The sequence below is a fragment of the Lentibacillus halodurans genome, assembly GCF_900112045.1.
Classification (GTDB): domain Bacteria; phylum Bacillota; class Bacilli; order Bacillales; family Amphibacillaceae; genus Lentibacillus; species Lentibacillus halodurans.
Genome location: NZ_FOJW01000001.1, coordinates 107,162 through 132,820, shown reverse-complemented (window position 1 = coordinate 132,820; position 25,659 = coordinate 107,162). Strand labels below are relative to the sequence as shown.

The 25,659-nt window shown below is 41.2% G+C and carries 26 protein-coding genes and 1 other annotated feature; all 26 genes read right to left on the bottom strand.

The features are described from left to right. Positions 1-26: 26 nt before the first annotated feature. Complete coding sequence (locus BM195_RS00660) at positions 27-1,142, bottom strand: Nif3-like dinuclear metal center hexameric protein (RefSeq protein ID WP_090232144.1); 1,116 nt, start codon at positions 1,140-1,142, stop codon at positions 27-29. After that, positions 1,117-1,836: a tRNA (adenine(22)-N(1))-methyltransferase gene (locus tag BM195_RS00655; protein WP_090232141.1), complete on the bottom strand. Its 720-nt coding sequence runs from the start codon at positions 1,834-1,836 to the stop codon at positions 1,117-1,119. The genes BM195_RS00660 and BM195_RS00655 overlap by 26 nt, the downstream gene beginning before the upstream one ends. A gap of 108 nt (positions 1,837-1,944) precedes the next feature. Further along, positions 1,945-2,346, bottom strand: a complete 402-nt coding sequence (cccA, locus tag BM195_RS00650; protein WP_090232138.1) for a cytochrome c550 — start codon at positions 2,344-2,346, stop codon at positions 1,945-1,947. Positions 2,347-2,554: 208 nt separating this feature from the next. After that, positions 2,555-3,676: an RNA polymerase sigma factor RpoD gene (rpoD, locus tag BM195_RS00645; protein ID WP_090232135.1), complete on the bottom strand. Its 1,122-nt coding sequence runs from the start codon at positions 3,674-3,676 to the stop codon at positions 2,555-2,557. A 24-nt stretch (positions 3,677-3,700) separates the two neighbouring features. Then, positions 3,701-5,515 carry a DNA primase gene (gene dnaG / locus BM195_RS00640; protein WP_090232133.1) on the bottom strand — a complete coding sequence of 605 codons (1,815 nt, stop codon included), beginning with the start codon at positions 5,513-5,515 and terminating at the stop codon, positions 3,701-3,703. A gap of 575 nt (positions 5,516-6,090) precedes the next feature. Then, positions 6,091-6,891, bottom strand: a complete 801-nt coding sequence (locus BM195_RS00635) for a pyruvate, water dikinase regulatory protein (RefSeq protein WP_090232130.1) — start codon at positions 6,889-6,891, stop codon at positions 6,091-6,093. Positions 6,892-6,907: 16 nt separating this feature from the next. Continuing rightward, positions 6,908-7,576 (bottom strand): transcriptional regulator CcpN, encoded by a 669-nt coding sequence (gene ccpN, locus BM195_RS00630; RefSeq protein ID WP_090233151.1) that lies wholly within the window; start codon positions 7,574-7,576, stop codon positions 6,908-6,910. A 42-nt stretch (positions 7,577-7,618) separates the two neighbouring features. Beyond that, positions 7,619-9,703, bottom strand: coding sequence for a glycine--tRNA ligase subunit beta (glyS, locus tag BM195_RS00625; RefSeq protein ID WP_090232128.1), 2,085 nt, complete (start codon positions 9,701-9,703; stop codon positions 7,619-7,621). Further along, on the bottom strand, positions 9,703-10,581 hold the full coding sequence (gene glyQ, locus BM195_RS00620; RefSeq protein ID WP_090232125.1) for a glycine--tRNA ligase subunit alpha: 879 nt from the start codon (positions 10,579-10,581) through the stop codon (positions 9,703-9,705). Before glyQ ends, glyS begins: the two co-directional genes overlap by 1 nt. A 142-nt stretch (positions 10,582-10,723) precedes the next feature. After that, positions 10,724-10,893: a binding site (T-box leader), on the bottom strand. Between the two features lie 66 nt (positions 10,894-10,959). After that, on the bottom strand, positions 10,960-11,703 hold the full coding sequence (recO, locus tag BM195_RS00615) for a DNA repair protein RecO (RefSeq protein WP_090232122.1): 744 nt from the start codon (positions 11,701-11,703) through the stop codon (positions 10,960-10,962). A gap of 34 nt (positions 11,704-11,737) precedes the next feature. Further along, positions 11,738-11,887, bottom strand: a complete 150-nt coding sequence (locus tag BM195_RS00610) for a YqzL family protein (protein ID WP_090232119.1) — start codon at positions 11,885-11,887, stop codon at positions 11,738-11,740. A gap of 180 nt (positions 11,888-12,067) precedes the next feature. Further along, complete coding sequence (gene era / locus BM195_RS00605) at positions 12,068-12,970, bottom strand: GTPase Era (RefSeq protein ID WP_090232117.1); 903 nt, start codon at positions 12,968-12,970, stop codon at positions 12,068-12,070. 152 nt (positions 12,971-13,122) lie between these two features. After that, the gene (locus BM195_RS00600; RefSeq protein WP_090232113.1) at positions 13,123-13,494 is read right to left on the bottom strand and encodes a diacylglycerol kinase family protein; all 372 of its coding nucleotides are present in this window, start codon (positions 13,492-13,494) and stop codon (positions 13,123-13,125) included. After that, positions 13,484-13,948: an rRNA maturation RNase YbeY gene (ybeY, locus tag BM195_RS00595; protein ID WP_090232111.1), complete on the bottom strand. Its 465-nt coding sequence runs from the start codon at positions 13,946-13,948 to the stop codon at positions 13,484-13,486. The genes BM195_RS00600 and ybeY overlap by 11 nt, the downstream gene beginning before the upstream one ends. Continuing rightward, positions 13,948-16,095, bottom strand: a complete 2,148-nt coding sequence (locus BM195_RS00590) for an HD family phosphohydrolase (RefSeq protein WP_244535636.1) — start codon at positions 16,093-16,095, stop codon at positions 13,948-13,950. Before BM195_RS00590 ends, ybeY begins: the two co-directional genes overlap by 1 nt. Positions 16,096-16,170: 75 nt before the next feature. Then, on the bottom strand, positions 16,171-17,130 hold the full coding sequence (locus BM195_RS00585; RefSeq protein WP_090232106.1) for a PhoH family protein: 960 nt from the start codon (positions 17,128-17,130) through the stop codon (positions 16,171-16,173). A 2-nt stretch (positions 17,131-17,132) separates the two neighbouring features. Beyond that, complete coding sequence (gene yqfD, locus BM195_RS00580; RefSeq protein ID WP_090232104.1) at positions 17,133-18,359, bottom strand: sporulation protein YqfD; 1,227 nt, start codon at positions 18,357-18,359, stop codon at positions 17,133-17,135. A 23-nt stretch (positions 18,360-18,382) separates the two neighbouring features. Then, the gene (yqfC, locus tag BM195_RS00575; RefSeq protein ID WP_090232101.1) at positions 18,383-18,664 is read right to left on the bottom strand and encodes a sporulation protein YqfC; all 282 of its coding nucleotides are present in this window, start codon (positions 18,662-18,664) and stop codon (positions 18,383-18,385) included. Positions 18,665-18,774: 110 nt separating this feature from the next. Further along, positions 18,775-19,248 (bottom strand): hypothetical protein, encoded by a 474-nt coding sequence (locus BM195_RS00570; RefSeq protein WP_090232098.1) that lies wholly within the window; start codon positions 19,246-19,248, stop codon positions 18,775-18,777. Positions 19,249-19,420: 172 nt separating this feature from the next. Next, complete coding sequence (floA, locus tag BM195_RS00565) at positions 19,421-20,425, bottom strand: flotillin-like protein FloA (RefSeq protein WP_090232096.1); 1,005 nt, start codon at positions 20,423-20,425, stop codon at positions 19,421-19,423. 28 nt (positions 20,426-20,453) lie between these two features. Next, complete coding sequence (locus BM195_RS00560) at positions 20,454-21,788, bottom strand: NfeD family protein (protein WP_425283886.1); 1,335 nt, start codon at positions 21,786-21,788, stop codon at positions 20,454-20,456. Between the two features lie 196 nt (positions 21,789-21,984). Beyond that, positions 21,985-22,431: a GatB/YqeY domain-containing protein gene (locus BM195_RS00555; protein WP_090232093.1), complete on the bottom strand. Its 447-nt coding sequence runs from the start codon at positions 22,429-22,431 to the stop codon at positions 21,985-21,987. Between the two features lie 18 nt (positions 22,432-22,449). Next, on the bottom strand, positions 22,450-22,623 hold the full coding sequence (gene rpsU / locus BM195_RS00550) for a 30S ribosomal protein S21 (protein WP_090232090.1): 174 nt from the start codon (positions 22,621-22,623) through the stop codon (positions 22,450-22,452). 147 nt (positions 22,624-22,770) lie between these two features. After that, on the bottom strand, positions 22,771-23,442 hold the full coding sequence (gene deoC / locus BM195_RS00545; protein WP_090232087.1) for a deoxyribose-phosphate aldolase: 672 nt from the start codon (positions 23,440-23,442) through the stop codon (positions 22,771-22,773). 105 nt (positions 23,443-23,547) lie between these two features. Further along, on the bottom strand, positions 23,548-24,900 hold the full coding sequence (mtaB, locus tag BM195_RS00540; RefSeq protein ID WP_090232085.1) for a tRNA (N(6)-L-threonylcarbamoyladenosine(37)-C(2))-methylthiotransferase MtaB: 1,353 nt from the start codon (positions 24,898-24,900) through the stop codon (positions 23,548-23,550). Beyond that, positions 24,888-25,658 (bottom strand): 16S rRNA (uracil(1498)-N(3))-methyltransferase, encoded by a 771-nt coding sequence (locus tag BM195_RS00535; protein ID WP_090232082.1) that lies wholly within the window; start codon positions 25,656-25,658, stop codon positions 24,888-24,890. Before BM195_RS00535 ends, mtaB begins: the two co-directional genes overlap by 13 nt. Position 25,659: the final 1 nt, after the last annotated feature.

The following is a 25,659-nucleotide window of genomic DNA, read 5'->3' as shown; positions in this document are numbered from 1 at the left end:
TATAAACTTAATTGCACGAATATGCATTAAATAAATTGGAATGGGTCCGTATTCGCTTTCGATACGATTACTTTTATTTCCTTACCTGTAAAATGACTTTCCAGATACGTTTTCGTATATTCTTTCATGACTTTTTCCACATGATGACCAGGGTCAATAACTGACAATCCCATAGCTTGCGCATCCTGAGCTGCATGGAATGTCATATCACCGGTTATATAGACATCAGCACCCATTTGCTTTGCTCTGCTGATGTATTTTTCACCACTGCCGCCCAAGACAGCAACTTGTTTCACTTCTTTGGCCAAGTCGCCGGTTACCCTGGCATTCTGGACAGCAAAAGCAGTTTTCACTCGGTCACACAGTTCTTCCAGTGTAATCTTTTCAGCTAACGTGCCAACCCGGCCAATCCCGTATGTTACTCCACTGTTCTCAACCGGATAAATATCATAGGCTACTTCTTCGTATGGGTGCGCGTCGATAATTGCATCAAGTACAGGCATCTGCTTTGCAGCTGGTATGATCGTTTCGATTTTTACTTCATCAACAAACGCTACTTCACCTTGCGTGCCCATATAAGGATTCGTGCCATCCAGCGGTTTAAATGTTCCCTGTCCTGGTGATTGAAATGTACAGTGACTATAGTCGCCGATGTGTCCTGCACCTTGTTTGCTCATGGCATCGCGTACATCATTTGCATGTTTATGGGGTACAAATACAGCTATCTTAACCAATTTTTCTGTATAATTATTATCCATTATTTCCCTTTTTTGAATACCCAACAGATCACAAAGCATATCATTCACACCGCCGTTTGCTGCATCTAAATTCGTATGGGAGGCATATACGGAAATATCATGCTGCAATAGCTTTTGGATGATACGTCCTTTTGCTGTATCTACATTTAGTTGCTTGATGGATTTAAACAATAACGGGTGATGGGCAATGATTAAATCGACATTGTTATCGATTGCCTCTTCAACGGTAGACTCCAAAACATCCAGCGACACCATCACTTTTTCAACGGGTTTATGAAAAGATCCAAGCTGAAGCCCAACATTATCCCAATCATACGCCAAATGTTTCGGTGCCCATATTTCCATTGCTTTAAAGACATCAATATTGCGAATAACTGCTGTCATGATCTAAAACCTCCTCTATCCAGGTTAATTCCTTCTCAAATACGGCTATTTTTTCAGGATCGGGGACACTGGCTTTCTTCATTTGCTTTATAATCCGGTTTCGTTTTGCATACTCGTGTTCCCATTTTTTGTAAAATTGCAGCGGTTTTTGTTCCAATAAATGAGGCCCAAACAACAATTCTTTTTCAGTCAAAGTCTGTGTCCCCGATTCTTTGTCGCCTACTATGATTTCATAAATATGCCCGTTCTCCTCAATCATTGTTTCATTTGTAATGGTAAAACCACAGGTGTATAACCAGTGACGGACAGTGCGTTCATCAATATTCGGCTGGGCAACAATTCGCTCAACACTGCTTATTCGGTCTTTTCCCTCATCTAAAATCGTTGTAATCAAGGCGCCTCCCATACCTGCCATGACCAGTAATTGAACTTCGTCCTCATGCAATACCTGCAATCCATTTCCCAAACGTACATCTACCCTGTCTGACAGACCGTGACTGTCAACCGTATCCTTGGCGCTTTGAAAAGGACCTTCATTCACTTCACCTGCTATTGCCCGTGCATATTCATCGTGCAGGCACACATAACAGGGAAGATATGCATGATCTGAGCCAATATCAGCAAACGTAGCATCTTTAGTTATAAATGATGCTACTTTTTCCAGGCGTCCGGAAAGTTTGATTGTGTTGTTCATGTTAATCTCCTTAAGTAACGATACATTGTTATGATAACATAAAAGAGTAAGCCTGCTGCGTATCCAGTAAGCTTACTCTTTAGCATTAACATTATCCGCTGTCGTATATTACTGTTGCTCAGAAAGCCACTGTGCTACAGCTTGAGCTTCTTCACCCTGAACAAGTCCACCAGGCATTCCCGCATCCGGAAATCCTTCTGCGATAATCTGCTCAATCTCTTCCTGGGAATACTTGCTGCCGACAGTATCCAGTGCTGGTCCTGCTGCGCCTGATAAGTCCTGGCCATGACAGCTTGCACAATTACTTTGAAAAATTTCTTCTCCATCAGCAGCCGTCTCGCCTTCACCGCCGCCTTCGGATTGATTATCCTGCTGCTCACCCTGTTCTTCGCCATTCTCTTCTTCTTGAATAGCCTCTTGTTGGTCAAGGCCAACAAATGATACAACAATAACTAATAGTATTCCTATACCAGCAATTAAAGCATAAGGAATGACCGGGTTTTTCTGCATCGTAGTTCCTCCTTATGTATAGTCCCTTTCATGATTTCAGATACATAACCATTTATATTTTACTCCAAAATCGATCTTGTTTAAAGGAAAAAGATGTGACATTTTATAAAATAATGGATAACAACGGCAGCAAACCGGTTTCAGGTTCTCTGCAAAAATATGTATGGCAGCCATTGCACACAAAAAATGTGCTCAATGACTGAAATACCTATTCCAAAAAATCTTTCAAGCGTTTGCTGCGGCTTGGATGTCTCAGTTTCCGCAGTGCTTTTGCCTCAATTTGACGAATTCTTTCTCTCGTTACACCAAACACTTTCCCTACTTCTTCCAGTGTCCTGGTTCTGCCGTCATCAAGACCGAAACGCAACCGTAACACATTTTCCTCACGATCCGTCAGCGTATCCAGCACATCTTCAAGCTGTTCTTTCAGCAATTCGTATGAAGCATGGTCCGATGGTGAAACGGCCTCCTGATCCTCAATAAAGTCACCCAGATGTGAGTCATCCTCTTCACCGATAGGCGTTTCAAGTGAAACTGGTTCCTGAGCAATTTTTAAAATTTCACGGACTTTATCAGGTGAAAGTTCCATTTCTTTTCCAATCTCTTCAGGAGTCGGCTCTCTGCCAAGATCCTGCAGCAGCTGGCGCTGGACACGGATAAGCTTGTTTATTGTTTCAACCATATGAACCGGTATCCGTATGGTACGAGCCTGATCTGCAATTGCCCGTGTAATCGCCTGGCGGATCCACCAAGTAGCATACGTGCTGAATTTAAAGCCTTTCCGGTAGTCAAATTTCTCGACTGCCTTAATCAGACCCATGTTCCCTTCCTGAATCAGATCAAGGAACAGCATGCCGCGTCCGACATAACGCTTGGCAATACTGACCACCAGCCGCAAGTTTGCTTCAGAAAGCCGTCTTTTTGCTTCTTCATCACCATTCTCAATCCGGGTTGCCAAATCAATTTCTTCGGCAGCCGATAATAGATCAACCCTGCCAATTTCCTTTAAATACATTCGAACTGGGTCATTTATTTTGATGCCAAGCGGAACACTGAGGTCGTTTAAATCAAATTCTTCCTCTTTTGCAATTTCCTGCATCTTGGGATCTTCCTCGGAATCCCCGATTACTTCCACACCTTGCTCTGTCAGGTACTCATAAAATTCATCCATCTGTTCTGATTCGATCGCAAAACCGGACAGCCGGTCAGCAACTTCTTCATAAGCCAATACGCCGCGCTTTTTACCCATCTCAAGCAATTGGTCTTTTGCCTGCTCAAGCGTCAATTCACTGTTATTTTCTTTTGTTTGTGAAGGCTTATTTTCGGCCATGAGTCCCCCTCCTTCCAACTACAGTCATTTAATACTCTTCCATTGTTTCTGAAGCTCAATGATTTGCATTGCTATCCCGGCAGCTTTTATCGGGTCGTTTTGCTGTTCAGCTATTCTCTGTTCTTCTTTCAATGATTGAATGTTTTGTTTATTGCTGTTTTCAGCACGTATTATCCGAATATAATCATTGATTTCATCATTCGTTATATTTTCATGCACAGGTATCATAGCAATTTCTGTTACCAGTTGTTTCAGTTTGTTGTCCGTCAGCATTTCAACGAACGTACTGACATCCGGTTGATGTTCTTCTTCATAGTAGGCATATAGATGTGTAGCAATAATTTTATGCTCATCTATATTAAAGGACGCCCCTATTTCCTCCTGCACTTTATCAGTAATGGACGCATCTTGCAACATATATGCAATCAGCTGCCGTTCTGCATTATGAAAAGCCGGCAGTAATTTTTTTGTATCATCATTATTTGATGCCCTATTAGTATAACTGTTCTTCTTTATCTTATCCTTACCAGGCCCCATCTTTTGACGATAGACCTGGATTTCCTGCTGTAATGATTCCATTGATACATTATATGCATGACTGATCTCTTTTAAATAATATTCCCGTTCGACGGAACTATCAATCCTTGCGAGATATTTCAGCACTTTTTCAATATATTGTATGCGATCTCCTTCGAGCGTAAGATTAAAGTCTTTCTTCAGATACCGCATATAAAAACTTGTGAATGTGAGACTTGCTTTGAGAACCTCATCATGGAATTGTTTAGTACCAAATTGCGTTATAAAATCGTCAGGATCCATGTTTTCCCTTAAATTGGCTATTTTAACGCGGCATCCCGCTTTTTGCAGCAATTCAGCAGCCTTATAGGCAGCTTCAATACCTGCTGAATCAGCGTCATAGCAAATGATGACTGTATCTGCATACCTTCTCAGAAGCCTTGCCTGTGATTCTGTCAGGGATGTCCCCAAGGTTGCGACCGCATTTTTTACATCAGCCTGAAAAGCAGATATGACATCCATATAGCCCTCAAATAAAACAACCTCACTTTGTTTACGAATGTGTTTTTTAGCTAAATCAAAATTATAAAGAATTTTCCCTTTTTGAAACAGCTCACTTTCAGGGCTGTTTAAGTATTTAGGTTCCTGGTCTGAAATCGTTCGTCCGCCAAAGGCTATTGTTTTTCCCAGATGATTTCGGATTGGGAATATAACTCTGCCTCGGAACCTGTCTGCAGCAGTATCATCTTCCTGCTGAGACAACAGGCCAGCCTTGATAAGTGTCTGCTGATGGAAACCTTTTTTAGCCAGAAATTCTGCTGTGAAATCCTTTATATTTGGTGCGAAACCCAGCTGGAATGCATCAATCACTTCATCTGTTATACCGCGCTGTTTAAAGTATTGATAGCCTTCTTTTCCGTCTTTTGTATAACGTAAGAGATGATGGTAAAGCTTGGTGATCCACTCGGAAGCGGAAAGTATACGCTGGCTTTCCTGAGAAATGGATGATTTTTGCTGCTGTGAAATGTCGGGCAATTCAACACCGCTTTTATCCGCCAACAGCCTTAATGCTTCATAGAACGTATAACCTTCCATTTCCATGATGAATGTCATCACATTTCCGCCTTTTCCGCAACCAAAACAATGGAAAATTTGCTTTTCCTGGGTTACGGAAAATGAAGGTGTTTTTTCGCCATGAAATGGACAAAGTCCAAAGTAATTCCGTCCCTGTTTTTTCAACTGTATATATTCACCAATAACATCAACTATGTCATTTGCTTTACGTACTTCTTCAATTACCTCTTCAGATACCTGATCAGGCATATTTACCACCATGCTTTTATATTTCGATACTCCCAAAGAAAATCCTTCATGATTCGACAATCTTTTTATTACAAATCGAAAAAATTCCTTCCGCTGGCACAAAACGTGACATTGCATGTCCAAAACCGTATGCTTTTGGACTTTTTAAACAACCATTAGAAGCAACCATTAGAAGGACTTTTGACTCACTGTATTATTGTACCTCCTGAAGCACTCATATAAACGTGCTTAATCCGCAGATACTTTTACATAACTTGTATTCTACACTGTGCTTCATTATTCCTTCCTGAAACGTAATGTTTTATTTTTCTGAATATAGCATGGCCATGAATAGTTCGAAAGTAAATTTATTCATATATTTTCACACAAAATATAATTATAATACAAAAATATAAAATATGCCATAAAAAAAACTGTTTTCGTCTATTCTTTTTATGGATCTATATCAGAAAGTGGATATTGGAAAAACGATAAACAAATGAGCTCATGAACTCTCCAATTATAACCGATACGAAAAAAACAGAAAAAACATTCCACTGATACCGCAGAATGTTTTTCAATTTGGATTGTAGCGATTATCCGATCATTCGCATAATTGTATTCGCTGTTTCTTCAACCGCTTTATGTGATACATCAACAACATCACAGCCAATTTTTCCAACAACTTCATCAAAATAATCCAGCTCCTGATGAATTCGTTCCATATTTGCGTATGTGGCCTGGTCGCCGAGCCCCAATGCTTTAAGCCGCTCTTTTCGGATGTCATTTAATTTCTTTGGACTTATTCTCAAACCAATACATTTGGCGGGATCCACTTCAAATAGCTCTTCAGGCGGATCAACTTCCGGTACGATTGGGACATTAGCAACTTTCAAACGTTTATGTGCGAGGTATTGTGATAATGGCGTTTTGGATGTACGGGAAACCCCAACCAAAATTATATCAGCCCTGGCAATCCCGCGAGGGTCTCTCCCATCATCATATTTGACGGCAAATTCAATCGCTTCGACACGTTTGAAATAATCTTCATCCAACTGATGAACGAGTCCCGGTTCCAACCGAGGATTGCTGTTAAAGGAGCGCTTCATCGCCTCCATCATCGGCCCCATGATATCAATGGCTTCCATGTTCATTTTACTTGCTTGTTCATTTATATAAGCCCGTAGCCCGGGATCTACTAATGTAAAACCGATAATTCCCTGGTTTTCCATTGCCAGCTGCAGCGTGTCATCAATCGTTTTCTTGTCTTCCACATATGGAACCCGCTGTATTCGATATTCACCATTATTGAATTGGCTTAAACCCGCTTTAATAACTAATTCTGCCGTTTCCCCCACCGAATCGGAGAGAACGTAGACAAGTGGTTTATCTCCCATGGACAAATGCTCCTCCCTATAAATGCTCATCCATAATCAGTTCAACGAATGCTTTTGTGATGGTCGTTTTCGTAATACGTCCGATAATTTCAGTTCCTTTTTCTGTTTCCTTTATAACCGGTAAGCCATCAATTTGCTTATCAATCAGTTTTTTGGCAGCATCAATCATGAGATCATCCCGATAACAGACCGTAATATTGGGCATCCTCGTCATAATGATATGTACCGGGATGGCATCCAAATCCTGATTTCCGATACTCGCCCGCAATAAGTCTTTTCTTGATAAAACACCGGTTAAACATGAATGATCGTTGATGACAAACAAGGTTCCGACATCTTCCAAAAACATTGTCGAAATAGCATCATAAACGGATGAATCCTCTTTCACCACAACAGGAACAGACTGGTATTCGTAAACTTTAAATTTTTTGATTGTCTCAGTTAATAACTCTGTTCCAGTCTTACCTGTATAAAAATACCCAACGCGCGGCCTAGCCTCGAGAAAACCTGCCATTGTCAGTATGGCTAAATCCGGGCGTAACGTTGCACGTGTCAGATTCAATTGTTCTGCTATATTTTCTCCGGTTATCGGGCCGTTTTCTTTCACGATCCCGATAATCTGTTCTTGTCTGTTTGATAATTCCACTTTTTCACCACCTGCACACTCAAATGTGACATACCACATCCCAATATTATACACTAGTCTCCGCGAAAAAGGAAATATGCATCAAAATTGCTGCTTCCACTCGATTAACGATAAATCAGCATAATCATATATTAAAGCTGCTATCTGATTGATCAACGCTAATCGATTATGCCGAGTCGCTTCATCATCGGCCATAACCATATTATGATCAAAGAAATTGTGGATAGGCTGCGCTAATTTTCCTAGCGTACGTAATGCATTATCTGCATCCTGTTTATGATTTGTCTTTTGATAAAGATCCTTTACTGTCAAAAAGGTTTCATAAAGCTTTTGTTCAGAATCTGTATTAAGTATTGACTGGTCCACATCTGTCAGATCCGTTTTAGCAGCTAGATTCAATACACGGACGAGTGCTTCCTGTACTGGTTTAAATGCGGGATTATTCCGTTTGTCTGATAAAATTTCAGCCTTTGCCGCCATATATGGAATGACACCAATTTGATGGTGTAATACAGCTTGAATAACATCCGGTTCAATCGACCATTCTTTTAAAAGATACGTGATACGATGTCTGAAGAATTGCTCTGTATTTGTTCGAGCTTCTTCTTTTCCGGATTGGTCAAGATCGAATTTATCATATTGCTGTTCAGCCAAATCAAGTAACGATTCAACAGCTATATTCCAACCCTGTGCCTTCAGTATTTTTAAAACACCGATTGCCTGCCGTCTCAGCCCGTATGGATCCTGGGAACCGCTCGGAATTAATCCGGCCGAAATGCATCCGACAATCGTGTCAAGTTTATCAGCAACACTAACAACTGCACCTTCAACGCTTTCCGGCAATTTCCCGTCTGCCTGAACGGGTAAATAGTGTTCTGCTGCAGCTCTGGCAACTGCTTGTGTCTCGCCGGCATTTAACGCATATGTTTCGCCAATGATGCCTTGGAGTTTTGTAAATTCATTCACCATGTTCGTCGGTAAATCAAATTTACATATTTCTGCTGCCCTTAGCGCGTTTGATCGAATTTCTTCATCCAGGTAAAGCCATTTTGATAGTCGATCTGTGATAGCTGTGATCCGTTTAACTTTATCACCGATTGTGCCAAGTTTTTCTTGGAATACAATCCGATCCAGTTTTTCCAAATAATAGTCAATTGATTGCTTTTGGTCTTCTTCAAAAAAGAATTGTGCATCTGACAGCCGTGCCCGCAGTACCTTTTCATTACCTTTGATAACCGTATTAAGAGCATATTCGTCACCGTTTCGTACACCGACAAAATATGGGAGTAATTCACCACTCTTTGACTTGACAGGGAAATAACGCTGATGCTCCTTCATGGACGTAACCAAAACATCAGGCGGCAATGTTAAGTAGGAAGGATCAAATGACCCGGTGAAAACGGCAGGAAATTCCACCAAATTACATACTTCCTGCAGCAGCTCATCGTCTGCTGGAATCTGAAAATCATGCTCCGCTTCAGCCTCTTTCATGCCATCAACAATCATTTGCCGCCGCTTTTGCGGATTGACGACAACATATTGATTCTCCAGCTTTTGCTCGTAATCGGCCGGAGATGATAATGTCACCTTTTCCCCCAAAAACCGATGGCCATACGTATGGTTATTCGTTTTAACACCAGCCACTTCAAAAGGAATGACGTCCTGTCCGAATAATGCCACAATCCACCTTACCGGACGTGCGTATCTCAATGTCTGCTCAGCCCAGCGCATATTTTTGGGAAATTGAATCGACGTAATAATATCTTTGAATTGCGGCAGTAAATCAATCGTTGCTTTACCAATAATTTGTTTCTTGACAAAAATGTATGTCGTCCCTTTAACATCTTTTGTATAGATATCATCAACGGTTTTTCCCTGGCCTTTCGTAAAACCGATAGCCGCTTTAGTCCAATTGCTCTCCTCATCCCGGGCAATTTTTAAAGCCGGCCCTTTTACTTCTTCCTCCAGTGATGTCTGTTCTTCAGCGACATCTTTGATTAATACGGCCAGTCTGCGCGGTGTTGAAAAAGAAATGATGGAACTGAATGAAATGCGTGAATCATCGAGCCAATTTTTCGTGTTATCCAACAGTTGTTTTTCTGCATCATCGACAAAACGTGCCGGCAGTTCTTCAAGTCCAATTTCTACTAATACATCTTCAGCCATTATTCTTCCTCCTTCTTCAGCATTGGAAAGCCTAGACGTTCCCGCTCCGCTACATATGCCTTGGAAATACTTCTTGCCAAATTGCGGATCCTGGAAATGTAACCTGTCCGTTCCGTAACAGAAATGACACCTTTGGCATCAAGCAAATTAAACGTATGTGAACATTTAAGAACATAATCGTATGCTGGAAAGATCAGTCCTTTTTCCATCGTCATCTTTGCTTCATTTTCATACATGGCAAACAGTTGAAAAAGCATATCCGTATCAGATTCCTCAAACGTATATTTGGAATGTTCATATTCCGGCTGGAAAAAGATATCATTTATGCTGACACCTTTTGTCCATTCGAGATCAAACACGTTTTCTTTATCCTGAATATAAGATGCTAGTCGTTCAATTCCATAGGTCAGTTCCACTGAGACGGGGTTAGCTTCAAGTCCGCCAATTTGCTGAAAATAGGTGAACTGCGTAATCTCCATACCGTCCAGCCATACTTCCCATCCAAGTCCGGCCGCACCAAGAGTGGGATTTTCCCAATTATCCTCTACAAACCGGATATCATGTTCCAGCGGATTAATCCCAAGTGCTCTCAGCGATTCCAGATATAATTCCTGAATATGATCGGGAGACGGCTTCATAATAACCTGAAATTGGTGATGCTGATATAAACGATTCGGATTTTGTCCATATCTTCCATCTGCGGGGCGCCGTGATGGTTCAACATATGCCACATTCCATGGTTCTGGACCAAGACTTCTGAGCAGCGTCATCGGTGACATTGTTCCAGCCCCTTTTTCGACGTCATACGCTTGCATTAAAATGCAATTTTGATCTGACCAATGTTTTTGTAATGATAAAATCATTTCCTGAATTGTCATGATTACAACCTCCATATTTGTTAGAAAAAACTCATGCTTTGCCTCGTTTATAGCGAATACCGAAGATCTCTTTTAAGGTCAACCATTATTGATACTTTTTCGGTTAAATTAAAAATCTCCGTCCCTATGTCTGGTTGACCGACATAGGGACGGAGATTATCCGCGGTTCCACCCTACTTGCTCTTTCTGTAAGAGCCACTTTATCATCATTGTTCCGGAGCGCCATTCCTTATGTCCTGTTATCCGGCTCCCACCAATCCAGACTCGCTCATAACAGGTTCCATAAGTACTCTTCTCCATCAGCACAATCGTAAGATCTGTTAAAATTATGTATAAGCATATTATGATAAGATGTCCTGATTGTCAAATAAAACAGGTCTATTCCAGCTTATCCAATTGTTTTAGAAATCGTTTTGATTTGAGATAATATCCGCCATACTGATCATAGTAAGCATCTATGATATCACGGAGCAACTTTTGATTGTCAGGTTTTATCGAAATGGTTCCAACCCGTTCCAATCCGATTTCGGAAAAAATATAAAATAAACGTGCCAGGTTATCTGAAAGTGTGATGGATTGCAGATCATAGTGTTTGCATTTTGCACAGAGCAACCCGCCCTCTGTTATGGAAAAAGCAAAAGGTGTATCGTTTCCGCCGCAGTGTACACATTTATCAACGCTTGGCGCGAACCCGCCTGTTTTAAACAGTTTCAGTTCGTACATCATAATCGGGACGGCGACATCAGCATGTTCGGCTATCCAATCTAATGTCTGATAAAGCTGATTAAACAGGAAATGATCAGGTGAATGGGAATCGGTTAATTTATCAGTCAGCTCAACAACATAAGATGCATAGGCTGTTTTGATGATATCCTCCCGAATGCTCCTGAATGAATAAATAACATCTCCTTGCTGAAGCGTACTCAGCCCTGAATGAAGATAAACAAAAAAATCACCATATATGAATGGCTGCGTAATAGCAGCCATTCTGCTTTTCGGTTTCTTTGCACCTCTGGCTATACCAGAGATTTTTCCTGCTTGGTCACTAAATATCGTAACAATTTTGTGTGTTTCGCCATAGTCTTGTGTTTTCATGACAATACCTTGCATTTTCTCGAGCAAACAGTATCACCTTCTTAAGGATATAAGTACTATACTAGGATTTTGTGTTCAGTGAAGTACTTTCCTTTTTTTCCTGCAGGTTATCATTATGTTCGGTTGATTCACTTTTTTCCAGCTCTTTTAATAATAAATAGGTTTCAATGTTTCCTGTTTGACTGAATAATTTCCAGGTAAAGTCGATCACAAGAAACCCCGCCTTTCCATTGCATGTTTGTAATGTGTTCATGAGAGGATGTGCCAAAAGTCCGGTAAAATATGTTTTTCCTTCCGCCTAGCTGATTTTTCCTTTTTACCTTTCTTTTTGACCTCCTGCTATTAGATTTTCCATAGGCGCTGAATCAATGAGTTTTAAAATTTACCAAGTTCAATACTCGTCACTCCGGAAACCGAATTCATGCAGCTGGGATTCTTTGTTGCGCCAATCTTTCCTGACTTTCACCCACAGTTCCAGGTAAACTTTTGAACCGAGCAGTGCTTCAATATCTCTGCGGGCATTTTGGCCGATATTCTTCAGCATTGCACCCTGTTTGCCGATCACAATTCCTTTTTGCGTTTTTCGTTCGGTCACAATCGTTGCCTGGATAAAGACAGCATTTGACTGCCTTTCTTCTATATTTTCAATCACTGCTGCAATTGAATGGGGAACTTCTTCCCTGGTTAATTCCAGCACCTTTTCGCGGATTAATTCACTGATAATAAATCGTTCAGGGTGGTCGGTCACATGATCCTCGGGATAATATTGCGGCCCTTCAGGTATGTGCTTTTTCACTTCACCGAGTAAATGGGTTAAATGATCACCCTGCAAGGCTGATATCGGAAAAATTTCTTGAAAATGGTATTTATCTTTGTAAAGGTCCATTAAAGGAAGTAACTCATCCGGGTGAACTAGATCGATTTTATTGATAACCAAAAAAACGGGTCGTTTGACCTGCTGCAGCCGGTCCAATATGTACTGGTCTCCTCTGCCATAGCCTTGCTTTGCGTTAATCATAAACAGTACTGCATCAACTTCATTTAAGGTATCCTCAGCCACCTTAACCATGAAATCGCCTAAACGGTGCTTTGGCTTATGAATTCCCGGTGTATCAATGAAAACCAGCTGTGCATCATCTGTTGTCAGGACACCCTGGATTCTGTTTCGGGTTGTCTGTGCCTTATCGCTCATGATCGCAATTTTTTGACCGATCATTTGATTCATAAAGGTTGACTTCCCCACATTCGGTCTGCCAATGATAGCAATAAATCCTGATTTGAATTGGTCTTTCATGTTGTATCCTCCGAAGTAAATTCTAGTGATATTTTTTATCATACTATAAAATCAAGTACGTTTCATGCATATGGACAAAACCTTTGAAAAGAACTGTTTTTTCAACAAAACATGACAAGAACAGGTAAAAAAACGCCAACAATGCCAAGGCTTTATCGAAAAAGTTTGTAAAGTTCAGGAATGAACACAAGCATTCCTGCCAAAACAGCAATAACAGCAGATACTAAAACGGAACCTGCTGCCAGATCTTTGATGAATTTAGCTTGCGGGTGTAAATCCGGCTTCAAATAATCCAGCATTTTTTCAATTGCTGTATTCAATATTTCAGCGATCAATACCAATCCGATAACAAGAATGATAACAGACCACTTTATTACTGATAAACGAAAGGCTAAACCTGCTGCTACTGCAAATACTGCTGCCATGATGTGTATCCGGAAATTCCGTTCTGTTCGAGTGATGGCTTTGAGACCATTCCATGCGTGGATAAACCCAAATACTGATTTTCCTTGTTTATCGTTCAAGGCCAAATTCACCTAATATCTCATCTTGTTTTCCAAACATTTCTGCTTCGTCCTCCTGGTTCCTGTGATCGTACCCGAGCAGATGCAGAAAACCATGAACCGTTAAAAAGCCCAATTCCCGCTCTAGTGAGTGTCCGTAATCGTTTGCCTGTTCTTTAGCTTTATCAACTGAAATAACAATATCACCGAGAACAAGCGGAAGGTCTTCGCCGAGAATCTCTGCTTCATCATCCACTTTTTCCTGCATAGCAAACGAAATAACATCTGTTGGTTTATCCTGCTGACGGTAATTTCGATTGATTTCTTTGATTTCCTGATTGTTTACAAACGTGACAGATACTTCAGCTTCACTGGCAACCTTTTCTTTTTCTCCTGTGAAAATAAGTAGACGCTGGAGTACATCAATATAATCAACGGGAACAGAATTTGTCTGATCGTGAAAATCAATATGCATTATTTAGCCTCCTTCATCGGATATTGAATTCTTGAATGAAAAATTCCTTTTAGTGTTTCACAAATCGTCTGGTGTATATGATCCAATTCTTTCAATGTCAGCGGGCACTCACTCAATTGGCCATCCATCAGCCTGTCATTGACAATTGATCCAACGATTTCATCAATTTTACCCTCTGTCGGTTCCTTTAATGATCGAACTGCTGCCTCGACCGAATCGCAAATACAAATAACAGCGGCTTCCTTTGTCTGCGGTTTCGGACCGGGATATCTGAAATCCCCCTCTCGCACATGTTTATTTTTTTCCTGCTCTTTATAATAAAAGTATTTTAACAACATCGTTCCATGATGCTGCATTGCGATATCAATAATCTCTTTTGGCAATTTATGTTCCTTAAGAATAGTAGCCCCATTGTATGGATGACTTATAATAATTTCTGCACTTTGTCTTGGTTGCATTACATCATGTGGGTTTTTAATCGCCATCTGATTTTCAATAAAATAATGCGGGATAATCGTCTTTCCAATATCATGATAGTAAGCCCCAACCCTTGCCAGCAGTCCGTTTGCACCAATTGATTCACATGCCGTTTCACTGAGATTCGCCACCATTACCGAGTGATGATATGTGCCGGGTGCTTCTGTTAATATTTTGCGGAGCAACGGTTGGTTCGGTTTGGCAAGTGACAGCAATTTATAGTCGGACAGTATCCCCAATCCAGTTTCGAAAAATGGCAGCAAACCAACTGTGAGCACAGCTGATAGAAATGCGGCAATGACCCCGTATCCTGATTGGAGAAACAGATCAGCCAAAGCATATTTTTCAATGGAAAGGAATAAAAATACTAATACAGTAACCACATTAATGACAGCCATACCCATTCCTGCTTTTAAAATAGCCATGCGATCTTTTATATTAACGAGGAAGATAATTCCTGCCATTTGTGAGAAAAAGAAATAAATACCTGCTTCCACATTAAGCGATCCGGGAATTTGCCCGTTAAACATAATGCTGCCCAGGATAGCATAAAGAATCGACAATACAATCGCTATTCTCTCATGGAGCAATAATTTCAGCAATAATGCTCCTGCTGCTGCAGGTACAGCAAAAAACAGCTGATTAACAGAGGTTGTATACAGACTTGTCAGTTTCATAAATGTGATGACAATCAAACTGATAAACAAGATGGATGCCAGTTTTCCTTTATCCAGTCCATGATGTTTCACCAGTACATTTATCTCATTTGCCATTACAATCATAATAAGAAATATGAACAGCACTAAGCCGATGACGGGAAACATATTTTGCTGATTGTCCAAAACACCGACAAGTTCCAATTCCTCATAAATTTCATTCGTAATCATCTGCCCTTCCCTGATAATAACCTCGCCCGCTCGGATTACAACAGGATCTACATCACTGGCAGCTTCTTTACGTGCCTCCGCCGTTTTTTCAGCATCAAAAAATGAATTTTCAATAACAGCAAAACTGCTTAACCCAAGCAGTGATGACTTCATATCATTATCCAATTCTGAAAATTGAATGTTTTGCTCCACTTCTGACTGAGCATGTTGAATGTTTTCAGCCCGAATACCTTCCTCCATGACTTCATTAACCGAGCGGATAAGTAATTCTTTGGCATCCTCTCGTTCCTCAGATTCAGCGTTAAGCAGCTCAATAAATACATCCTGATTGACGGATTCCGTTATTTCTGGAGATAACAGCTGCTTCAACCGCTCTAATTTCTCCTGAGGTGCCAATGAATCATTTGGGTTTTCAGCAATTGATTCTGACATGCTATCATTCTGTTTTTCAGGCTCATTTAATATTGTGATCGCATCAAATACTTCTTCAATGTAAGCTGTTCGCTCTTCGGTTATTTCACTGGAGATATTAAACCGGTCTTCAACCGATTGAACAGTCTCCCTGGTTTTTCGCTCTGTTTCCTGTTCATGTTCGATCGTTACAGGGGAGCGGATCGTTTCATTGGCATTTGTAAACCGCTCAATATCGTATGTTTCTGTAAAAACATTCTGGATGGTGACAAGAAAAAAAGTGATACCTAAAAGAAAAACGGTTAATAAAACCACAATCCATCCGGACCAAATCTTTTTAATGAGCAGGTTCAGCGAGTGCAGCCATTTCATTTTGTCACCCCCCACAACCATGAATTATATAGAAATAAGACCCGCTATCTCTGGGGTCTTACACTCCTTGTTTTTTCATTCAGCTTTTTCATAGGCATTAATAATTTTTTGCACTAACGGATGCCTTACTACATCTGTTTCATTTAAATGAACAAATGATATCCCATTTACCGGTGTCAAAATATGTTGGGCTGCGTGAAGACCTGATTTTACGCCATTAGGCAGATCAATTTGGGTTATGTCTCCATTAATGACCATTTTTGATCCAAACCCTAATCGCGTCAAAAACATTTTCATTTGTTCAGGGGTTGTATTCTGGGCCTCGTCCAATATGACAAAAGCGTCATCGAGTGTTCGGCCGCGCATGTAGGCGAGTGGTGCGATTTCAATCGTATCACGCTCAATCAGACGCACCGTGTGCTCACTTCCGAACACGTCATGCAATGCATCATACAATGGTCTTAAATATGGATCAACTTTTTCTTTCAAATCACCTGGCAAAAAACCTAAACTTTCACCCGCTTCAACAGCAGGACGTGTTAAAATAATCCGCTTAACTTCCCCATTTTTTAGAGCGTGTACCGCCATGACAACGGCAAGGTATGTTTTACCGGTACCGGCCGGGCCGATACCGAAGACAAGGTCATTTGATTTAATGGCGTCAATATAGTGTTTTTGCCCTAATGTTTGGACACGAATCGACTTGCCTTTCGCATTTTTCGTTATTTCATCTTCAAAAAGTGTTTCAAACTGATTGATTTTACCTTTTTTGGCTAAGTCCACAGCATAAACAACATCCCGTTCGGTAAGGTCCAATCCTTTCCTGACAATCGACAATAATGTAAGTAGGATTTCCTCTGCCAATACGATATTTTCATTACTGCCAGAAACACTTACCTGTTCACCCCTGGTAACGATTGAAACATCCAGCAGTTCTTCAATCTGTTTTAAATATTTATCATTCGTGCCAAATAAAGCCAACGCTTCATTAGGGCTTGTAAGCTGTAACTCGATTGTTTTCAAGTTATTCGGCATAATCAATCTCCTTGGTCTATTGGTTCATATTTGACAATATTTTCTTCAACAGCCATATATAAGATTAGTTTAACTTTACCATTCTCAGTCGTTTCTTGCAAAATATTTTCAGAAATTATCTCGGCTTCGGGACCCAGCCTTAATTGAAGCTCGTTTTTGGCTTGTTTTATACCGACATCAATGGCTTCTTCCTTACTCCTTTCGGCTTCATGATATGTTTTTTCACTCAAGATCGTTTCCATGAATGTTATAGGCAATTTCCATTTAAAAAAATATAGATCTTTTTCATGCCGTTCCCGGTGAATGTCTTTATACTCCGGATTGCCAAAACCCCAAACAGGAAATTCGGCACCAAGCATTTTCAAATGATATTTTGTTTCACTGTCACCAGTCAATTGTTCATAATTCGTCTTTAATGGTACCGTTACCTCTGTTTCATACCAGGTTCTTGCAATCACTTCTCCCTCTGCTGCGATCAGCTCATACGCCTCGTCCTCCTCTTCGCCGTCATCATCTGTCTGTTCATCGTTAGTAAATTGTATTTTCCCTGAAACGAGTACATCCCCGGGTTCAACATAATCATTTACCTGAACTTGCGGCAAACCTTTGGAAACGTACATATTTTCAATGACGCCCTTTTTGGTTGCTACCAAGTTTCTTGGACCTTCAACTTCATCTTCCTCCACAATTGTTTTCTCGACACCTTCCAACAAAAAGCTTGTCCCTTTTTGCTGCACACCAACCCACAATAATTCTGGTATGTCGTTGATTAGATTTTGCTGGATTTCACTTGGAGAATCCAGGGTGAAAGACCATGTTCCCTGATGTACTCCATATTGTGTCAACTGTTCACTGATTTTTTCCTCAATGTCCTTTGGAACCCCTGTTATCTTGATTTCCCATATAATATTTGACAGGAAAAAAATAAGCAAAATACTTAACAAAAGCCCAACCAGAATCTCTTTTTTTCGGGTAAACTTTTTCATCATAAAAGGGAAGCCACGCTTATTCTTAAACGATAACTTATAATCTGTCCCGCGTTTTATATGCTTTACTCGGGATATGTCCTGCAATTTAACATTTCCCGAACAAACATTTTCTGATTTTTTTTCGACATTCCAGACAATAATATCCTGTTCGCTGCATCTTTGAAAAAATAACTCAGGCTGGATCCCTTTCACGAAGACAGTAACGTATCCCGTCAGCGAAGAACCTTGTATATGTTTCATTGCCTCCTCCTTCAGATTAATTTTTACTCAGGTATGAATTTGACCTCTTCAATATTCCCTTCCAGCAATATTTCTTCGGGCAGCATCATTTTCAATACAAATGATGAACCGGAAATTTGGATATAGCCTTTATTGGATTTCAGTTTCAGTTCTGTATCGGAATAAACAGTTAAACCTTGATGGTTCTCAATATAGACATGAAGCTGACCAATCATCGTCACTCTTGGTAACTCCATCATAACGTCAGAAGGAAGTGAAAAATACTTTGATAGCCATGGACCAATTCGCTGTTGCCATTTTTTCACGGATGCGGCCCCCCTCTCATCATATATTTATGAATTTGACGACGGGATAAGAACAAAAAAAGAACCAATATCAGGCATTATTGCTGATATTGATTCTGAATATTTTTCTTTTATTTTTTTCGTTGGTCGACAATACTTTTATATGGCTTAACCGCTCTTGGAGGGCCTAAAACCTCCGACATGATGACACCATTGATCAAACCAGTCCGAGTCAAATTGCTGTTCATCCGCTTTTTCATTTTCTGCTGTTCAACCGATAAATCGGTTCCCGGTTCTCTGGTATTATGCTTCATAATCACATCATGCTCACGCTCTGGTGTCTGTTTCTGTTCCATTGTATTCATACGTTCAGCCAATTGTCTGCGCTGTTCGTACTGTTGCTCTTCAAGTGATGCCGTAGAAACCGTGGACTGCGGTTCGTCCACACTTTTGCCGCCATTCCTGTTTCCACCGCCAGAGGGAGGTGATACTGGCCCAGGCTGGCTATTGCCACGTTTCGGTATTCTTGTATCAGTATCCGAATTATCTTTGAAAAAACCCGAAAGTGCTGCAACGATGGCAAGAATGATTAAAATTACTTCCATCGTAACCCTCCTTGGTCATAAAGTGAACCTTCATTCAGTGAGGCGTTCTTACCTCGCTGAATAGTAGTTGAACGAATCGGATCATTACAGGCAGTTGGTTTCCACTTTCTATTCACGTTTTTAACTATTTTTAGATGTGGACATGACAGCCTGTTAAGCATAAGCCGACACGTTATTGATTATGATTGTCATCCTCATTATCATCATTATCCTGCGTCAGTTTACCGATTGTATCACGCATGTCGGTATCAGCATCAATATTCTTGTAGTTCATGTAGTCCATAACACCCATGTTGCCGGAACGCAATGCTTCCGCAAGTGCACGTGGTACATCTGCTTCAGCTTCGACAACTTTTGCACGCATTTCTTCAACACGGGCAACCATTTCCTGCTCTTGTGCCACAGCCATTGCACGTCTCTCTTCCGCTTTAGCCTGTGCGATATTTTTATCAGCTTCAGCCTGATCTGTCTGCAGAATAGCGCCAATATTTTTCCCGATATCCACATCAGCAATATCGATCGAAAGGATTTCAAACGCTGTCCCTGAGTCCAGACCTTTGCCTAAAACATTATGTGAGATGGAATCAGGATTCTCTAAAACGGCTGTATGTGCTTCTGAGCTGCCGATAGTGCTGACGACCCCTTCACCGACACGGGCAATGACCGTATCTTCTCCGGCCCCGCCAACAAGCCGGTCAATGTTGGCACGTACTGTAATCCGCGCCTTGGCTTTCACTTCAATTCCATCCATCGCAATACCAGCTATAAAAGGCGTTTCAATCACCTTAGGATTAACACTCATCTGCACAGCATCCAATACGTCCCGGCCAGCCAAATCAATTGCGGCCGTACGTTCGAATGACAGTTCGATATTCGCTCTGTGAGCAGCAATCAGTGCATTAACTACCCTGTCAACGTTACCTCCTGCAAGGTAATGGCTTTCCAGTTGATTGGTCGATACATCCAATCCTGCTTTATGTGCTTTGATCAGTGGGTTAATGACTCTTGCTGGTACAACCCGGCGCAAACGCATCCCGACAAGTGTGAAAATACCAACTTTTACACCTGCTGCCAGCGCACTGATCCACAGCATCACTGGAATAAACGTAAATAATACTGCAAGAACAATTAAAATGATCGCGATTATAATAATCGGCATCAGTTGTTCCAAATCCATATCAATTCCTCCCAAATATTTCTGCATATTATAATGCTCGCACGACGATGCGAACGCCTTCCACTTTAACCACTTTTACCAATTGATCTTTTTCAATGAACCCCCCCTCTGTTACAACATCCAGACGTTCATCGCCAAACAATGCACTGCCTGATGGACGTAAAGGAGTTACAGTTCTGCCTTCCAAACCAATTAACTCCAGACGATTTTCAGAGGAGACATAACCCAGCTCATTTGATGTCCGATCGGTTAATACCATACGACGGAAAAATCCTTTATCCCCTCCCATCGTTTTAAACAGGATCGTAGCGGCAATAATCGTAACGATCAAAGCAATACTGATACTCATTGCCATATGTCCCAAATCCTCACCTGACATAACCAGGGATCCGATGATGGCACCAACGCCTATTAAACCTGCTATGCCTCCCGGTAAAAATAACTCTGCAATGATTAAGCCAGCCCCAAGTATTAATAATATGATTGCCTCCATCCCGGCCAGACCTGCAACCACATGACCGTAAAAAAATAGTATTAAAGCCAGCACGCCCATTATACCAGGAATTCCAAAGCCCGGAGAAAACAACTCAACGATCAGACCAAGACTGGCAATTGACAGAAGGATTGGCACCACTACTGGATTGGTGATAAATCGGGCGATATGTTCAGAGAAAGTCAATTCTTTCTCAACAACAGTTGCATTGTTTAATCCCAATTCCTCCAGGAGAACCGTACGATCTTCTACAGTACCATTGGAGTATCCCACTTCTTCGGCCGAACTTGGACCTAATGTCAGATATTTGCCTTCCTCTGCGGCGTATTCAGGCATATCAATACTCGGATCTGCCATCGCAGCAGCGTATTGCGGGTCTCTCCCCTTTGATTCTGCTGCACTTTTCATGGCCGATAACCATGCTGATTGCGCCTTTTCATCAGCAGCGGTACCATCCTGATTAATGACACCGCTTGCCCCCATAGTGGCCTGGGGTTTCATGTAAATGTTATCCGTATTTAATGCAAGATAAGAACCTGCCGACAGAGCCCGGTTGAGGATGTAAGTCGTCGTTTCGCTTTCCAGATTTTGCAATAATTCGCCGATTTGTTCAGCAGCTGCCACAGCACCTCCCGGGGTATCAATTTCAAAGATAATATGGTCAGCTCCTTCTTCTTCAGCTTCTTCTGTAGCCCGGTTCAAGAAAGCTTCCAGTCCCTTTTCCACTTCGTTTTCAATCGGAATCACGTAGATGAGTTGACCACTGCCATTTTCCTCAGCATATACAGAAGAAATCAGACTGAATATAGAACACATGACAACGAATACAATTGCAAAAATGCTAAACCGCCTGCGCCTGTCACCATACACACTGCTGCCCCCCTTTCTGTTATACCCGGCAATTATTCCTACGTCTTATATTGGTAAAAAGTTTCAATTTAAGTATCATAAGTAAATCGTAACATGACTAAGGGAAAGATGATAGCGTCTCTCATAAAAGATGCTTACTGATATGTTCCTTTATAGTGAAAAAGGTCCTGCCAGCTGTGACAAGACCTTTAAAAAATTAGCTTAAATGTTTTTGAACAAGTTGATTAATGCGTGCACCATCAGCCTTCCCTTTTACTTTAGGCATAACTGTACTCATTACCTTGCCCATGTCCTGTTTGGAAGATGCATTGACTTCTTTAATGGCGGACTTTATGACCTGCTCCAGTTCTACTTCTGTAAGCTGTTGGGGCATATATCCCTGAATAAAATTGATTTCGGTTTCAAGCTTATCAACAAGGTCATCGCGGCCTGCTGATTTAAACTCCTGGAGGGAATCCTTCCTTTGCTTTAACTCTCTTGAAAGTACGGTTAATTCCTCGTCTTCCGAAAGATTTTTATTACCGAGTTTAATTGACTCATTTTGCAATGAAGCTTTTACCATGCGTATGACAGCAAGTCTGTCTTTTTCCTTATGTTTCATCGCCTGCTTCATATCCTGGTTAAGCTGTTCAATTAATGCCATGGGCTTGCACCTTCTTTATTATTTGCGTTTTCTTGCAGCTTCAGACTTTTTCTTGCGTCGTACGCTTGGTTTTTCATAATGTTCACGCTTGCGATATTCCTGCAATGTACCATTTTTGGATACGCTGCGTTTAAAGCGACGAAGAGCATCTTCAAGAGACTCGTTTTTACGAACGCGAGTTGTATTTGACATGCTAATTTCCCTCCCTCCGAAGCACAAAACAAAAAATAAAAGCAAAGACATGTATATATAATCATATGACATGTCTTTGCTTATTATAATATAACCAGATAACCGGGTCAACTTAAATGTTGTATTATGACCAATTTTGGTCATCTATTAATAGTCAGATGTACCTGTTTCACCGGCTATGATATCTACACCGGCACTTGCGCCAATCCGGTTTGCACCTGCATCAATCATTGCTTTCGTTGACGCCAGATCACGGACTCCGCCTGAAGCTTTTACACCCATGTCACTTCCGACTGTTTTCCGCATTAGTGCAATATCTTCTATGGTTGCACCACCACCGGAAAATCCTGTCGATGTTTTGACAAAATCGGCGCCTGCTGTTTTTGCCAGCTGACACGCACGCACCTTTTCATCATGGTCAAGCAGGGATGTTTCGATAATCACTTTTACCAATGCACTTCCTTCTGCTTCCTCAACAACAGCCTCAATATCCCGCTGTACAGCCTCATCATTAGCTGACTTTAATTCGCCGACATTGATCACCATATCTACTTCTGTTGCACCGTCTTGAATCGCCTGTTTTGTTTCGGACACTTTGGACGCTGTCGACGTCGCACCCAACGGGAAGCCGATAACGGTACACACTCTTACCTTAGTATCTTTCAAGTTTTCATAACAATAGGGTACCCAATATGGATTGACACAAACCGATGCAAACCCATGTTCACGTGCTTCATTTACAATCCGCACAATCTTTTCTTTCGTTGTGTCAGGTTTTAACTGTGTATGGTCAATATATTTGGCGAGATCTGCACTCATTGTATTCCTTCCTCCCATGTTTAGTTGTTCGTACCTCTTCGCTCATCATAGCATATGCCGGCATAATTTCACAGCAAAGATAAAACTCCAGGCAGCTTTCGGGATTTAAGAAGGCACTTCAATCTTTCCATTTGCAGTATCGTCCATAACGCGAACAAATGTGCCTTCATTATAAGGATATCCTGAGCGTGTTATTTTGACGCGAACAATTTTTCCGATTAATTCTTTTGATCCGGTGAAACGGACTTTCAAATAATTATCGGTGTAACCTTCAAGGGTATGCTCACCGGCTTCCTTAACATGATCTTCCGGTATGACTTCCAGTACTTCCTCTTCATAATGGGAAGCATACTCTTTTGCAAGTTGGTTTGACAATTCTATCATCCGGTTAACCCGCTCATGCTTGATATCATCATCAACCTGATCCTGCATACGAGCAGCTGGCGTACCAGTTCTTCTTGAGAATGGAAATACATGGAGCTCTGAATATCCGATCTCTTTAACAAAGTGAAATGTCTCCATAAATTCTTCTTCCGTTTCGCCTGGAAACCCGACAATAACATCTGAGGTGATGGCAAGTCCAGGTAGCGCCTGTCGAATTTTTGCTATCTTTTGCTTATAAAATGCTGTAGAGTACTTTCTCCGCATACGGTTCAGCACACTGTCAGATCCTGCCTGAAGTGGAATATGCAAATGGCGTACAATTTTTTCGGATTTATCCAGCACATCGATGACTTCATCAGTAATTTGACTTGCTTCAATAGATGAAATGCGAATTCTTTTCAGTCCGTCAACTTTTGTTTCAAGTTCCTGCAGCAATTTGGCAAAATTGTAATCATTCATGTCCTCTCCATAACCCGCAGTATGAATTCCGGTCAGCACAATCTCTTTGAATCCCGCATCCACCAGGTTTTGGGCTTGGTTAATGACATTTTCTGGGTCTCTTGACCGGAGTAAACCTCTCGACCAAGGAATAATGCAAAAAGTGCAGAAATTATTGCACCCTTCCTGGATTTTTAATGAAGCGCGCGTGCGATCAGTAAATTCCGGAACGTCCATCTCTTCAAAAACACGATTTTTCATAATATTTGAGACACCATTGATTGGTTCGCGTGTCTGCTGGTGCTCCTCGATGTAATCAATCATTTTCTTCCTGTTTTGTGTTCCGACAATGACATCAACACCTGGGATTTCCATGATTTCACCCGGGGATGTCTGTGCGTAGCAGCCTGTTACACAAATGACGGCATCAGGATTTTTACGGACAGCCCTTCTGATGACTTGTCTGCTTTTTTTGTCTCCTGTATTGGTAACCGTACATGTGTTGATTACATAAACATCAGACTGGCGATCAAATTCAACGCGCTCGTAACCATTGTCTTTGAACATATTCCATATTCCTTCAGTTTCATAGTGATTCACTTTGCAGCCTAAGGTATGAAAAGCTACTGTCGGCATGATCTGCACCCCAATTCTTCAAAATGATAAGATATGCTTGCCAATGCATATAAGGCAGCCGTTTCAGTACGTAAAATACGTGGTCCCAGCCGGATGGGGACGAATTCATTCTGTTTGAGTAAAGCTGCTTCCTGTTCCGAGAATCCGCCTTCTGGGCCGATGACGATTAGCACGCGATCACCCGGATTTATTTCGCTGACGAGCATGCCAAACGACTGGTATTCTTCAGTTTTGGCTTCTTCTTCAAAGGCAAATAACTTCAGATCATACTCGCTGCTTTCATCCACCAGTGTTTTTATCGCTCTCACCGGTTGAATAAATGGGATTTTGTTGCGGTGACACTGTTCACTCGCTTCTTTTACAATCCTTGAAAAGCGGTTCATTTTCTTTTCCGTTTTTTTATCATCCCAAGCAACGACTGAACGGTCTGCTTGCACCGGAACAAATGCTGTGGCACCTAGTTCTGTTCCTTTCTGCAATACGAGTTCAAATTTATCACTTTTGGGCAGTCCCTGTGCAATCGTAACATTAACGGGTAATTCAGCTGATTCGCCAAGCCGTTCCTTGATGACAGCTTGAACATGATTTTTTGTAATGTCCGTGATTTGACAAGTAACAGCTTTTCCATCCGGATGATTGCAAATAATGACGTCACCGGGTTTCGACCTCATAACACGACTAATATGGTGTGCATCGTCATTTGTAATCATTACCCGGTTGTCTTCCCAGTTTTCCGCAGGTACAAAATACCGTTGCAAA

Coding starts and splice junctions, on each gene's coding strand:
- BM195_RS00660 (WP_090232144.1), bottom strand. CDS start 1,142: ATGACAGCAGTTATTCGCAATATTGATGTCTTTAAAGCAATGGAAATA.
- glyQ (WP_090232125.1), bottom strand. CDS start 10,581: ATGACAATTCAGGAAATGATTTTATCATTACAAAAACATTGGTCAGAT.
- mtaB (WP_090232085.1), bottom strand. CDS start 24,900: ATGCCGACAGTAGCTTTTCATACCTTAGGCTGCAAAGTGAATCACTAT.
- ybeY (WP_090232111.1), bottom strand. CDS start 13,948: ATGCATATTGATTTTCACGATCAGACAAATTCTGTTCCCGTTGATTAT.
- BM195_RS00635 (WP_090232130.1), bottom strand. CDS start 6,891: ATGGGAGATAAACCACTTGTCTACGTTCTCTCCGATTCGGTGGGGGAA.
- BM195_RS00655 (WP_090232141.1), bottom strand. CDS start 1,836: ATGAACAACACAATCAAACTTTCCGGACGCCTGGAAAAAGTAGCATCA.
- rpoD (WP_090232135.1), bottom strand. CDS start 3,676: ATGGCCGAAAATAAGCCTTCACAAACAAAAGAAAATAACAGTGAATTG.
- BM195_RS00590 (WP_244535636.1), bottom strand. CDS start 16,095: ATGAAATGGCTGCACTCGCTGAACCTGCTCATTAAAAAGATTTGGTCC.
- era (WP_090232117.1), bottom strand. CDS start 12,970: ATGAAAGACCAATTCAAATCAGGATTTATTGCTATCATTGGCAGACCG.
- floA (WP_090232096.1), bottom strand. CDS start 20,425: ATGGATTTGGAACAACTGATGCCGATTATTATAATCGCGATCATTTTA.
- deoC (WP_090232087.1), bottom strand. CDS start 23,442: ATGAGTGCAGATCTCGCCAAATATATTGACCATACACAGTTAAAACCT.
- cccA (WP_090232138.1), bottom strand. CDS start 2,346: ATGCAGAAAAACCCGGTCATTCCTTATGCTTTAATTGCTGGTATAGGA.
- BM195_RS00555 (WP_090232093.1), bottom strand. CDS start 22,431: ATGGCATTAATTGAACAGCTTAACCAGGATATGAAGCAGGCGATGAAA.
- ccpN (WP_090233151.1), bottom strand. CDS start 7,576: ATGTGGTATGTCACATTTGAGTGTGCAGGTGGTGAAAAAGTGGAATTA.
- dnaG (WP_090232133.1), bottom strand. CDS start 5,515: ATGCCTGATCAGGTATCTGAAGAGGTAATTGAAGAAGTACGTAAAGCA.
- yqfD (WP_090232104.1), bottom strand. CDS start 18,359: ATGAAACATATACAAGGTTCTTCGCTGACGGGATACGTTACTGTCTTC.
- glyS (WP_090232128.1), bottom strand. CDS start 9,703: ATGGCTGAAGATGTATTAGTAGAAATTGGACTTGAAGAACTGCCGGCA.
- BM195_RS00585 (WP_090232106.1), bottom strand. CDS start 17,130: ATGCCGAATAACTTGAAAACAATCGAGTTACAGCTTACAAGCCCTAAT.
- rpsU (WP_090232090.1), bottom strand. CDS start 22,623: ATGTCAAATACAACTCGCGTTCGTAAAAACGAGTCTCTTGAAGATGCT.
- BM195_RS00570 (WP_090232098.1), bottom strand. CDS start 19,248: ATGGAAGTAATTTTAATCATTCTTGCCATCGTTGCAGCACTTTCGGGT.